Source organism: Nonomuraea sp. MTCD27, assembly GCF_041950495.1.
In the GTDB taxonomy this organism is placed as follows: Bacteria; Actinomycetota; Actinomycetes; order Streptosporangiales; family Streptosporangiaceae; genus Nonomuraea.
Window position 1 is genome coordinate 470,765 of sequence record NZ_JBGNUW010000001.1, and the last position, 11,959, is coordinate 482,723.

Annotated in this window: 12 protein-coding genes; 7 read left to right on the forward strand and 5 right to left on the reverse strand. The window is 71.8% G+C overall.

What is annotated here, in order from left to right:
- Nucleotides 1-92: 92 nt before the first annotated feature.
- The 3 genes from ACBJ59_RS02255 to ACBJ59_RS02265 all read left to right on the forward strand — a co-directional run bounded on the left by ACBJ59_RS02255 (nt 93) and on the right by ACBJ59_RS02265 (nt 3,274).
- Nucleotides 93-1,454 carry an extracellular solute-binding protein gene (locus tag ACBJ59_RS02255; RefSeq protein ID WP_375108473.1) on the forward strand — a complete coding sequence of 454 codons (1,362 nt, stop codon included), beginning with the start codon at nt 93-95 and terminating at the stop codon, nt 1,452-1,454.
- 62 nt (nt 1,455-1,516) lie between these two features.
- A complete protein-coding gene (locus ACBJ59_RS02260; RefSeq protein WP_375108474.1) occupies nt 1,517-2,362 on the forward strand; it encodes a carbohydrate ABC transporter permease in 846 nt (281 codons plus the stop codon).
- 3 nt (nt 2,363-2,365) lie between these two features.
- Nucleotides 2,366-3,274, forward strand: coding sequence for a carbohydrate ABC transporter permease (locus ACBJ59_RS02265; protein WP_375108475.1), 909 nt, complete (start codon nt 2,366-2,368; stop codon nt 3,272-3,274).
- On the opposite strand, the gene ACBJ59_RS02270 is transcribed toward ACBJ59_RS02265, so the two are convergent.
- From ACBJ59_RS02270 to ACBJ59_RS02285, 4 genes are all read right to left on the reverse strand, one after another.
- A complete protein-coding gene (locus ACBJ59_RS02270) occupies nt 3,264-4,025 on the reverse strand; it encodes a phosphotransferase enzyme family protein (protein WP_375108476.1) in 762 nt (253 codons plus the stop codon). The genes ACBJ59_RS02265 and ACBJ59_RS02270 overlap by 11 nt on opposite strands.
- A 169-nt stretch (nt 4,026-4,194) precedes the next feature.
- On the reverse strand, nt 4,195-4,908 hold the full coding sequence (locus tag ACBJ59_RS02275; RefSeq protein WP_375108477.1) for a hypothetical protein: 714 nt from the start codon (nt 4,906-4,908) through the stop codon (nt 4,195-4,197).
- A gap of 2 nt (nt 4,909-4,910) precedes the next feature.
- On the reverse strand, nt 4,911-5,678 hold the full coding sequence (locus tag ACBJ59_RS02280; RefSeq protein ID WP_375108478.1) for a hypothetical protein: 768 nt from the start codon (nt 5,676-5,678) through the stop codon (nt 4,911-4,913).
- 387 nt (nt 5,679-6,065) lie between these two features.
- Nucleotides 6,066-6,224, reverse strand: a complete 159-nt coding sequence (locus tag ACBJ59_RS02285) for a hypothetical protein (RefSeq protein WP_375108479.1) — start codon at nt 6,222-6,224, stop codon at nt 6,066-6,068.
- Between the two features lie 165 nt (nt 6,225-6,389).
- Between ACBJ59_RS02285 and ACBJ59_RS02290 the strand changes: the two genes are divergently transcribed.
- Both ACBJ59_RS02290 and ACBJ59_RS02295 read left to right on the forward strand, forming a co-directional pair.
- Nucleotides 6,390-9,137: an AAA family ATPase gene (locus ACBJ59_RS02290; protein WP_375108480.1), complete on the forward strand. Its 2,748-nt coding sequence runs from the start codon at nt 6,390-6,392 to the stop codon at nt 9,135-9,137.
- A 120-nt stretch (nt 9,138-9,257) separates the two neighbouring features.
- The gene (locus ACBJ59_RS02295) at nt 9,258-9,593 is read left to right on the forward strand and encodes a hypothetical protein (RefSeq protein ID WP_375108481.1); all 336 of its coding nucleotides are present in this window, start codon (nt 9,258-9,260) and stop codon (nt 9,591-9,593) included.
- Nucleotides 9,594-9,620: 27 nt separating this feature from the next.
- Here ACBJ59_RS02295 and ACBJ59_RS02300 read toward each other — a convergent pair whose 3' ends face one another.
- Nucleotides 9,621-10,172 carry an Lrp/AsnC family transcriptional regulator gene (locus ACBJ59_RS02300; protein ID WP_364129306.1) on the reverse strand — a complete coding sequence of 184 codons (552 nt, stop codon included), beginning with the start codon at nt 10,170-10,172 and terminating at the stop codon, nt 9,621-9,623.
- Between ACBJ59_RS02300 and ACBJ59_RS02305 the strand changes: the two genes are divergently transcribed.
- Together ACBJ59_RS02305 and ACBJ59_RS02310 are read left to right on the forward strand one after the other, a co-directional pair.
- Entirely contained in the window at nt 10,173-10,343 is a 171-nt protein-coding gene (locus ACBJ59_RS02305; protein ID WP_375108482.1) for a hypothetical protein, read from the forward strand.
- Nucleotides 10,344-10,366: 23 nt separating this feature from the next.
- Complete coding sequence (locus ACBJ59_RS02310; RefSeq protein ID WP_375108483.1) at nt 10,367-11,953, forward strand: ABC transporter substrate-binding protein; 1,587 nt, start codon at nt 10,367-10,369, stop codon at nt 11,951-11,953.
- Nucleotides 11,954-11,959 lie beyond the last annotated feature (6 nt).

The following is an 11,959-nucleotide window of genomic DNA, read 5'->3' on the forward strand; positions in this document are numbered from 1 at the left end:
CGGTACGGTGCCGATCCACGACCGCCGGCCATCGCACCCAGTGATCAACGAGCCGCATCCCCAGCCCGCGGCACTCGAGTATGGAGATCAGCGTGGAGTCCAGGAAAACCTCTCGCCGCACCTTCCTCAGCCTCTCCATGGGCGTTCCCCTGGGAGCCGCCCTCGCCGCCTGCGGCGGCTCGGGGCCCACCCAAACCGGTGCGGGCGGCACCGGCACCGGCGCCACGAGCGGCGGCGGTGGCGCCGGCGCCACGTACTGGTACCTGTCGACCCAGCCGCAGGAAGGCGTGCGCACCAGGACCGTCGAGCGCCACAACCAGGCCAACCCGAACGGCAAGATCACCGGCACGACCTTCCAGAACGACGCGTTCAAGACGAAGATCAAGACGGCCATCGGGGCCGGTCAGGCGCCCACCCTCATCTGGGGCTGGGGCGGCGGCACGCTGCGCAGCTACGTGCAGGCCGGCCAGGTCGAGGACCTGACCTCGTGGTTCGACCAGAACGCCGCCGTCAAGGACAAGCTGTTCCCCTCCTCCTTCGGGGCGGCCACCATCGATGGCAAGATCTACGCGATGCCCTGCGAGACCTTGCAGCCGATCGTCCTGTACTACGACAAGCGGGCCTTCGACAAGATCGGCGCCGAGCCGCCCCAGACGTGGGGCGACATCCTGGACCTGGTGCCCAAGTTCAACGCCAAGGGCATCGCGCCGTTCTCCCTCGGCGGCCAGTCACGCTGGACGAACATGATGTGGCTGGAGTTCCTCTTCGACCGCCTCGGCGGACCCGAGGTCTTCCAGGCCGTCTTCGACGGCGAGAAGGACGCCTGGAACAACCCGCTCGCGATCCAGGCCCTGGGCGAGGTGCAGAAGCTGGTCAAGGCCAACGGGTTCGTCAAGGGCTTCTCCTCGATCACCGCCGACTCCAACGCCGACCAGGCGCTGCTGTACACCGGCAAGGCCGCCATGATGCTGCACGGCGGCTGGACGTACGGCAGCATGTCCACCGACGGCGGCGACTTCGTCTCCGGCGGCAACCTCGGTTACATGAACTTCCCGCCGATCGACGGCGGCAAGGGCGACCCCGGCAACACCGTCGGCAACCCCGGCCAGTACCTCTCGATCTCCTCCAAGGCCACGGCCGAGCAGAAGGAGATCGCCAAGAAGTTCTTCACCGGCGCGCTGACCGACGACACCGCGGTCAAGGACTGGGTCGGGACCGGCGCCGTCCCGATCATCAAGGGCGCGGACGCGCAGTTCGCCACCTCCAAGGACAAGGACTTCCTGACCTTCGTCTACAACATCGCCGTCAACGCCAAGACCTTCGCGCAGTCCTGGGACCAGGCGCTCAGCCCGACCGCCGCCGAAGTGCTGCTGGACAACATCTCCAAGCTGTTCCAGATGTCGATCTCGCCGCAGGAGTTCGCCACGAACATGAACGCGGTCATCGGCAAGTGAGCGCCGTCACGACCACCGCCAGGCCCGCGGCTCGCGCGGGCCGTGGCGGCTCACTGGGATGGATGACCATCCCGGCACTCGTGTTCTTCCTCGGTTTCGCCGTGATCCCCCTGGTCGGGGTGCTCGCTCTCAGCTTCGCGCAATGGGACGGGCTCGGTGCGATCAGCGTCGCCGGCTTCGACAACTGGGCGGCGATCCTGAGCGACCCGGGCCTGCCGCACGCACTCTGGGTGACGTTCCTCCTCATGGCCGTGTCGTGGGCGGTCCAGACGCCGGCGAGCATCCTGATGGGCGCGTTCCTGGCCGGGCAGCAGCGTTACCGGGCGATCCTGTCGGTCCTGTTCTTCATCCCGCTGCTGCTCAGCTCCGCGGCCCTCGCGATCACGTACAAGGCGCTGCTCGACCCGAACTTCGGGCTCGGCGCGGGCCTGGGGATCCCCATCCTCGTCCAGGACTGGCTGGGCGAGCCGATCCTCGCCTTCAGCGTGGTGATCTTCGTGGTGTCCTGGCAGTACATCCCGTTCCACTCGCTGATCTACCAGGGCGGCATCCGCCAGATCCCGCGCTCGATGTACGAGGCCGCGGAGCTGGACGGCGCGGGCCGGGTACGCAGGTTCTTCAGCATCACGCTGCCGCAGCTCAAGTACACGATCATCACGTCCTCGACGCTGATGGTGGTCGGGTCGCTGACCCTCTTCGACCTGATCTTCGTGCTGACCGCGGGGGGTCCCGGTGACGCCACCCGGGTGCTCGCGGTCGACATGTACAAGCGCGGCTTCATGGCCAATCTCATGGGCCCGGCCAGCGTGATCGCGATCATCCTCGTCCTCGTCGGCCTTGCCCTGTCGCTGCTGCTGCGCCGGCTCGGCGGCCGCGACTCCAGTCACAGCCAGCTAGAAGGGGCCTGACGCATGACGACCGCCCCCACCACCAGGGCCCCGGAGCAGCTCGGCACCGCCAAGGCGGACCCGCGCCACCGCCGCAGCACCTCGCGCGGCAAGGAGCGCCCCAACTACCTGGCCGGGTTGACCAGCGTCCTGTGGCTGCTGATCGTGGTCGTGCCGATCTACTGGATCGTCATCACGAGCTTCAAGTCCCAGTCGCGGTACTACCTGGAGAACCCGTTCGCCCCGCCGTCGGAGCCGACGCTGGCGAACTACCGGCTGGTCATCGAGTCGGACTTCGTGCAGTACTTCATCAACAGCGTCATCGTCACGATCGGCGCCGTGGTGCCTGCCGTGGCGGTCAGCTTCATGGCGGCGTACGCGATCGTCCGCGGCGCCGGCCGGAACCGGCTGCTGCGCTGGACGAACTCGCTGTTCCTCATGGGGCTGGCCATCCCGCTGCAGGCCACGATCATCCCGGTCTACCTGATCATCATCCAGCTCGGGCTGTACGACTCGCTGATGGCGATGATCCTGCCGTCGATCGCGTTCGCGATCCCCCTGTCGGTGCTGGTCCTGTCGAACTTCATCAGGGACGTGCCGAAGGACCTGTTCGAGTCGATGCGGATCGACGGCGCGACCGAGCGCGGGATGCTCTGGCGGCTGGCGTTCCCGCTGGCCCGCCCGGCCGTGGTGACGGTGACGATCTACAACGCGCTGCACATCTGGAACGGGTTCCTGCTGCCGCTGGTGCTCACGCAGAGCCCGGACAAGCGCGTGCTGCCGCTGGCGCTGTGGTCCTTCCAGGAGGAGTACAGCATCAACGTGCCGGCCGTCCTGGCCTCGGTCGTGCTCACCACGCTGCCCATCCTCGTCCTGTACGTGGTGGGCCGCCGCCAGCTCCTCAGCGGCCTGACCGCGGGCTTCAGCAAGTAATGAGGGCGCTCTCGTGGCGGCGCAAGTGCTCGACGTTCATCTCGTAGAAGCGATCGTCGCCGCGGGCGACGTGGTCGGTGAAGGCCGCGTCGCCCGCGGCGGCACGCTCCCGCATGAAGCCGACCAGATGCTCCAGGCGCTTGATCGCGGTCTTCGCCAGCGCCTGCCGGGCGGCCTCGCCGAGCTCGTACGCGTCAGCGAACAGCCGTAGCCGCCGCGCCTGCTCCGCCACCGGGATCCCGTCGCCGTCGCTCGGATCGTGCAGGGGGACGAACCGGTAGGCCGCGTAGGCCACGTCCCAGACGCGCGGTCCGGGGTGTGCCGTGTCGAAGTCGATGAACGCGACCGGCCGGCCCTCCCTGAACACGCAGTTGTACGGGGCCACGTCCGCGTGGCAGATCACCTCGTACGGCTCGACCGGCGGGAAGTACCAGTCACCCTCGCGGGAGAGGCCGACCGTGGCGTCGTGGTATTCGCGCAGCAGCCGGGCCACGGCCACCAGCACCTCATCGGTGCGCACCCATGCGGGCAGCGGGTAGTCGGCGGTCTCGCCCGGCACGAAGTCGAGGACCTCCCGCCCCTGCCCGTCGATCCCGTGGCTCCTGGGCGCGCCGGTGAACCCGCGCCCGGCCAGGTGGCGCAGCAGCCCGTGGACGGCCGGGGTCCAGGGTCCCGCCGGCCTGCGCACCGTGTCGCCCACCCGGACCACGTGGTTAACGCCGCCGCCGGCCAGCACCTCTTCGCCGGGCACCGCCCCTCCTTGATCGCGTCCGGCCAGTGTGCCACGCGTCACGGAGCCGTCGCTCCCCATTTTTCACCGGGCAGACCGGATGCACGGGCGCCATGGACGCACCGCCCGGACTTCCCGTGGTGGACGACGCTCGAGATTTCGGGCGAAGGCGCTCAGGTCGCTCGCGCGATCATCGCCGTGCGCGGAAGGCCACGGCCGTCGTCGAGGTGATCGCCGTCACGAGCACGACCGTGAGCAGGACGCTGTTCAGCGGGTTCCGCCGCCGCGCCGGCGGCTCGAGGCTCTTGACGCGAGAACGGGCCGACCGGGTGGGGGCCGGGGTGGGCTCGGGCTTCGGCGAGGGGAGCACCCGGACCGGCACCACGGGCGGCGCCGCGGGCGGCACCACTGGCGGCGCGGCCGCGCGCACCTCGCGGGGCGGGCGGCGCGGGCACTCCCCCACCACGACCCCGCCCGAGCACACCCCGTCGTGGTAGACGGTCACCTGCGGCACCGTGACCTGGGGCTCCGCCCGCCTGCCGCGCGGCATCGAGATCGACACCCTGGGATCGGGCGAGCGCCGCACCGACACCCTCGGCACCTTCACCCGGGGGCCCACGGTGACGCCCCTGGGCGGGGCGGGCGGGCGCACGGACACCTTCGGCACCGGCCGGGGCGGCACCACCCGGCCGCCTCCCGGCACCGGACGGGGCCGCGCCACCCGGCCGGGTCCCGTCATCCGACGGGGCGGGGCCACGCGGCCGGTTTCCGGCGCCCCGGCGAGCGCCATCCGGCTGACCTCCCGCGCCCCGCCGGGCCACGGCTCGCGGTCGGCCGCGGGGCCCGCGGCGGCCGCCGCGATCAGGGCGGCGGCCAGCAGCAGCGGCGCGCGCCTGACGGCCACGGTCACAACCCCCCGGCGATCCGCGCGAACTCGTCCAGCGCCCCCTGGAACGCCTCCGACCCGACCGCCAGCGGCCCGGCGAACGCGTGCGAGATGTCCCAGGTCAGGTAGATGCCGAAGCCGAGCAGCGCCGCCGTGGCCACCAGCGGCAGCATCGCCAGCCCGCGCGGCCTGGCCCCGGCCAGGAACGGGAAGACGATGACCAGCGCGCCGGTGAGGATCGTCAGGAGCAGCAGCCCTTCGGGCGGCGTCGCGGCGGCGTCGGCGGTGCGTTGCGCGCGGGCCGTGGAGATGGCGCTGATGTGCTCCAGCACGGTCTCCTTGGCGTCCTCCTCGTCGCCGTCTCGGGTCTGGAGCTCGTTGACGCGGCCGCGCAGGTCGTCCATCCGCTCGGCGCCGAGCGGGTGCATCTTGCCCTCGGCCATGAGCGGCCACTCGTCCCGCATCACGAACGTGACATAGTCACGCAGCGACCTGCGCACCTCCTCGGGCGCCGAGCCGGGCAGGTCGGAGGCCGCCCAGTAGGCGTCGACCGCGGACTGGCTCTCGGCGTGGGTGTTGAGCCGGGCGGCGTCGGCGGTGGTCCACGGCACGATGATCGCGATGGCGAACACCAGCAGGAACATGGCCGACAACATCGCCCCCGCGTGCGCGGCGGACGGGCCGTTGGGGTCGCGGTCCTCGCCGGCTCTCTTCACCCGCCTGAACACCAGCGCGGTGAGCGCCACCGCGCCCACCGCCGCCAATATCGAGAGCGTGTACGCCACCATGAAGATCTCCCGGATCTCTTCGGATACGCAGTGTCACATTACTATCACACAGCGCAATGATGGCGTCAGGCCCCTGAAAGGTAAAGTCCCGGGCAAGCCCGCTCCCGCCCGCCCCGCGGCCGCCCCTGACCCGGAAGGCGGCCCGGGCCGCTTTCCCGCCTACGCGCGGGCCGCACGGCCACGCGCGGGAGCCGCCGGACCCGGCGCCGGGTCGGCGCGAACCTGCGCGGCATCGTGGCAGTTGCTCCACGGGGTCCGGCGGGCACCCGTCCCCCCTGCGCGCCCTGGGGGCCTGGCCGTCCCTCCGCGAACGGCCGTGAGGTCCTCCACCTGCGCCCCTCCCACGGGGGACGCCTCACATGTTCCGGTCCGGCGGGAGGGCGCGCGTCAGGGTTCGTCCCGGGGATCACCCGGGGTGTGCGGCCCCTCGAGCAGCCGCAGCAGCTCCAGCCAGCCGTGGAACGGCACGGCCCGGTCCGCGTCCTCACGGGTGACCAGCCCGTGGACGCCGTCCGCACCGTACTCCAGCTCCACGATGAACCGCATCACGCCTCCCGGCTCACCGCGAGCGTAAGAGACCCGCCCCGGGACGGCATCCTGGGGATAACCCCTGATTTTCGCGCGGCCTCTGGACAGGTAGACAGGCAACTCTTACTTGAGGCTCCGGCCGTCCCGCGCAACCGTGGGATTCCCCGGGAAGCGGAGGCCGCCATGGCTGAGCCGATCGCGACGTTCGTCGGGCGAGATCAGGAGCTCCGGCACCTGGCGGAGGAGTTCGGGCGCGCCCGTGCCGGGCAGCCGCGGCTGGTGGTGGTGGAGGGGCCGGCCGGGATCGGGAAGACGACGCTGATCCACCGGTTCCTGGAGCGGTCCGGGACGGCGAACGTGCTGTTCACCGATGGTGACGAGGGCGAGGTGCTGCTCCCGTACGGGACGCTGGTCAGGTTGTTCGGCGGGCCGGGCGGGCTGCCGCGGCGGCTGGCCGCGCTGGCGCCCGGGCTCGACGACCCCGCCGGGCTGCCGGACCCGCTGGCGGTCGGGGCGGCCCTGCTGGACGTGCTGAGCGAGCGGCAGCTCGGCGAGCCGCTCTGCCTGGTCGTCGACGACGTGCACTGGGCGGACGAGCCGACGTTGCGGGCGCTGACGTTCTGCCTGCGCCGGCTGCGCGTGGACCGGGTGCTGACGGTGCTCATGCTGCGGGACGCGGCCGCGCTGTCGGGTCCCGAAGGCCTGGTACGGCTCGTCGCCGCGCGCTCCACCCGGTTGCGGTTGCCGGGGTTGCGGGCACCCGAGGTGGAGGCCCTGGTCAGCGGCCTGGTCGGCGGCCCGGTGTCGCAGCGGGGGCTGGCGCGGCTGGTCGCGCACACCGAGGGGGTGCCGCTGCACCTGCGGGCGCTGCTGGAGGAGGTGCCCCCGGCGGCGCTGGACGACCTGGGGCAGCCGCTGCCGGCGCCGCGCTCGTACGCGCTGCTGGTGCTGGGCAAGGTGGCCAGGTGCGCGCCGCCGGTGCGGGAGCTGGTCAGCGCGGTGAGCGTGCTGGGCCTTTCGGCCCCGCTGCACCTGGCCGCCGGAGTGGCCGGGGTGGAGGAGCCGCTGCAGGCGCTGGAGCAGGCGGTGCGCGAGGGGGTGCTGCTGGAACGCTCCTCCACGCGCGGCACGGTGGCGGCGTTCCCGCATCCGCTGGTCCGCGCGGCCGTCTACCGCGACCTCGGCCCGGCGCGCCGCTCGGCGCTGCACGCGCGGGCGGCGCTGGTGGCCGAGGGCGAGCAGGCGCGGCTGCGGCACCGCATCGAGGCGGTGTCGGGCCCGAACCCGGAGCTGGCCGCCGAGCTGGCGGAGCTGGGCCGGGCACAGGTACGGCTCGGCGCGTTCGGCAGCGCGGCCGAGCACCTCAAGGCCGCGGCGGAGCTGTCGGGCGATCCCGACCCCCTGGCCGCCGAGGCGGTGGAGGCGCTGCTGCTGGACGGCCGGGTGGAGGAGGCGGCCCGGCTGACCGCGAGCCTGCCCCAGCGGGCGCACCCCGCGGTGCGCGGCTACGCGCTGGGGCACCTGGCCATGGTGCGCGGCGAGGTCGAGGAGGCCCGCGCGCACCTCGTCACCGCGTGGGAGCGCGCCGGGCCTCCCGAGTCGGGCCTGGCCGCGCGGGCGGCCCAGCAGCTCGCCATGCTCTGCCTGGTCAGGGCCGAGGGCAGGCAGGCCACGCGGTGGGCCGAGCGCGCCAGGAGCTCCCCCGGCTACCGCTTCAGCATCGACTACAACCGCTACATGCTGCTGACCGGTCTGGGCATCTCGGGCCAGATCGACGCCGCGCTGGCGGCCACCGCGGACCTGCCGCCGGCCGCGACCGCGTCGATCGCGGAGCTGGACGCGCTGCTCGGCCGCGGGCTGCTGCGCACGTGCAGCGACGACCTGGCGGGCGGGCTGGCCGACCTGTCGGGGGTGGTGACCGCCTGCGGGGAGCGCTCGGTGCCGTTCCGCATGTTGTCCATGGCGATGCTGGGGCAGGCCGAGTACCGGGCGGGCCGCTGGGACGACGCCCACCTGCACACCGCGACCGCGGCGTCCGTGGCCGACGACGCCGACCAGCGGTGGCTGGCGCCGGTCTGCCACGCGCTGGCCGCGCTGGTCCCGGCCGCCCGCGGCGACTGGCCGGCGGCGGAGTCGCACGTGGCGGCGGCCATGCCGGCCAGGGATTCGAGCATGGACGCGGTGGCCGCGCTCGCGCACGCGTGCAGCGCCGCCGCCCACCTGGCCGCCGCCAGGGGCGAGCACGGCCGTACGGTGGAGGCGCTGGAGCCGCTGCTGGCGGTGCGGGTGCACGACATCGTGTACGAGCCCGGCATCGTGCAGTGGCTCGACCTGCTCGTCGACGCCCTGGTGGCGCTGGGCGACCTGGAGCGGGCGGAGCTCCAGCTCGCCGGGATGGAGCGGCTGGCCGGGCGGCGGCGCAGGAGTTCGGCGCTGGCCGCGGCGGCCCGCTGCCGGGGCGGCCTGCACGCGGCCCGGCACGAGAACGACCTGGCCGACGCCGCGTTCACGGCCGGGCTGGCGCACTCGGGGGTGGCGGGGCTGCCGTTCGACGAGGCGCGGCTGCGGCTGGCGTACGGGCGGTTCCTGCGCAGGCTGGGCCGGCGCAAGCAGGCGCAGGCGCAGCTCGAGGTGGGCCTCGGGATGTTCGCGCGGCTGGGCGCGCGGCCGTACGTGGACCGGTGCGAGCGGGAGCTGAGCGCCTGCGGGCTGCCGCGCGCGGAGACCGGGTCCTCCCCGCTGATGCGGCTGACGCCGCAGGAGCAGGCGGTGGCGCGGCTGGTGGCGACCGGGATGACCAATAGGCAGGTCGCCAGGGAGCTGGTGCTGAGCGTGAAGACCATCGAATACCACCTGGGCAACGCCTTCGCCAAGCTCGGCGTCGCCTCGCGGGTGGCGCTCACCACCAAGATCCAGGCGCCGATGGACTGAGCCGCCGGCGTACGGCCGCCGTTCCGCTCCCGGCTGGACGGATTGCGACCGCTGACTAGCATCCCTCACCGTATGTCCAACCGATTGCTGATATTTCCGAAATCTGGGGACCATGGGGGCGTGAATCTCAACGGTCGTAAATTCGTGATGGTGAGCTCGACGGCGAGCGCGGTGAACCCCGGCAGCCCCACGGCGTTCGAGTACTGGGAGACGGACGGGGTGGTGTGGGGCAGCTACACCGGCGACACCGTGACCGAGGGACGCTTCGTCGGCACCCGCGACGGCGACCGGGTCTCCATCTCCTACGTGCACGCCCTGGTGGCCGGGGGCACGGCGGGCGGGAAGAGCAGCAGCCGCATCGAGACCGGGGACGACGGGCTGCTGCGCCTGGTGGAGGAGTTCACGTTCGAGGGGGACGACACGCCGCACGTCAGCGTGTGCGCCGAGGTCGCCTGACCCCGCCCGATCCGTCACATCCGCCTGTCAGCCGTCCTTGCGCAGGGCGGCCCGGCCCTCGGCGGCGCCGACGAAGCGCATCTTGCCGAGCGGCACGTCGCCCTGCGCCTCCTGGGCGGGCCGCCGCTGGGGACGGGCCTGGTCGCGGTCGCTGGGCAGCACGTACGGCCGCCTGAGCACCTCGTCCAGGATGAACACCGTCTCCGTCGCCTTGACCGCCGGGATGTTGGCCAGCCGGTCGGTCACCATGGTGTGCACCGCGGCCACGTCGGACACGCGTACCTGGATCATCGCGTCGTGCTGGCCGGTGGTGATCGCGCAGTACTCCACCTCCGGCATCCTGGCCAGCTCGGCCCTGAACTGCTTCCACATCTGCTGGCGCACGGTCACGAAGATCAGCGCCGTGATGCCGAGCCCGGTCCTGACGTGGTCGATCTCGGCGGTGAACCGCTTGATCGCGCCGTCCGCGCGCAGCGCCTCGAACCGGGTGTAGGCGTTGGCCCGGGAGATGCCCACCCGCTCGGCCAGCGCGGCGACCGAGATCCTGCCGTTCTCGCGCAGGACCTCGAGGATCTTCATGTGGATGTCGTCCAGCTCGAGACCGATACCGATCCGTCCAGCCTGACCGCCGCCGCCGACACCATTCCTGGAAATATCACTCATCATTACCTCATCGACCTTTATATACGTCTCGCCGACCGCACAGGACCTGGACGTTCTGCCGGACAATCCTCGACATCCTTCTGCTGAACGTCCAATCTTGGAGGACCAACATGGCGACCCGCTCGCAGACGGCGGCTGTACTGCTCGCCGGTGCACTCGCCCTCGCCGCCTGCGGAAGCGGCGGCGGCACCTCCCCGGCCCCCGGCGCTTCCGGGGCCTCCGGGGGCAAGACCCTCGTCATCGACACGTCCTTCGACCTCAAGACGGCCGACCCCGGCCGCACCTACGAGCCGACGGGCCTCATCGTCGGCAAGGCGCTCTACGAGACGCTGCTGACCTTCGACGGCGCCGACGTGACCAAGCCGGTGCCGGCGCTGGCCGAGTCGTACGAGCTGTCCGAGGACGGCAAGACGCTGACGCTCAAGCTGAAGCAGGGCGCCACCTTCGCCGACGGCTCGCCGGTGACCGCCGACGACGTGGTCTTCTCGCTGACGCGCGTGCGTGACATGAAGGGTACGCCGTCGTTCCTGCTGGACGGTGTCGAGGTGGCCAAGACCGACGACACGACGATCACGCTGACGTCGAAGGCCCCCAACCCGGCCCTGCCGTACATCCTGCCGAACCCGGCCCTCGGCATCATCAACAGCAAGCTCGCCAAGCAGAACGGCGCCACCACGGACCCGCAGGACAAGGCCGAGCAGTACCTGAACGCCAACTCGGCCGGCTCGGGCCCGTACCAGATCGAGTCGTTCAACGTGAGCAGCCAGGTCACGCTCAAGGCGAACCCGAAGTACTACGGGACCAAGCCCGCCTACGACAAGATCGTCCTGCGCAACGTCGAGGCCGCCACCCAGAAGCTGAACGTCCAGCGCGGCGACAGCCAGGTGGCGCTCAACCTGTCGGGTGACCAGGTCACCGGCATGCCCGCGACCCTGCAGGTCAAGAAGACCGCCTCGGCGAACGTCATCTTCCTGCTGGCCAACCAGGACTCCGCGATCAGCAAGACCACGACGAACGCCAAGTTCGTCGAGGCGGTGCGCAAGGGCGTGGACTACACGGGGCTGCTGGAGCTGGCCGGCGAGGGCTCCACGCAGGCGCCGGGCGTCATCCCGTCGCAGCTGCTCGGCGCGCTGCCCGCCGACCAGGGGGCCAAGCGGGACGTCGAGGGCGCCAAGGCCGCGCTGGCCGCCAGCGGCCTGTCGAACCCGACCGTCAAGCTGGAGTACCCGAGCGAGCTGACCGTGAACGGCCTGTCGTTCCAGCCGCTGGCCGAGCGCGTCCAGGCCAACCTCAAGGAGGTCGGCATCACGGTGGACCTGCAGCCCGCGCCGGTCACCACGGCCCTGGACAACTACCGCAACGGCAAGGAGGAGATGGGCCTGTGGTACTGGGGCCCCGACTACCCCGACCCCAGCGACTACCTGGCCTTCCTCCCGGGCAAGACGGTGGGCCTGCGGGCCGGCTGGAAGGAGGGCGCGGCCAAGGAGATCGAGGCCGCGGGCGAGAAGGCCGCGGCGGCGATCGGTGACGACGCCCGTACGGCCGCCTACGTCGACGTCCAGACCAAGCTCAACGCGTCCGGGCCGTTCATCCCGCTGATCCAGCCGGGCCAGAACATCGTGACGGCCGCGTCGGTGACCGGGCTGGAGTACCACCCGGTGTGGACGGTGGACGTCGCCGACCTCGGCGTGAAGTAGGGATTC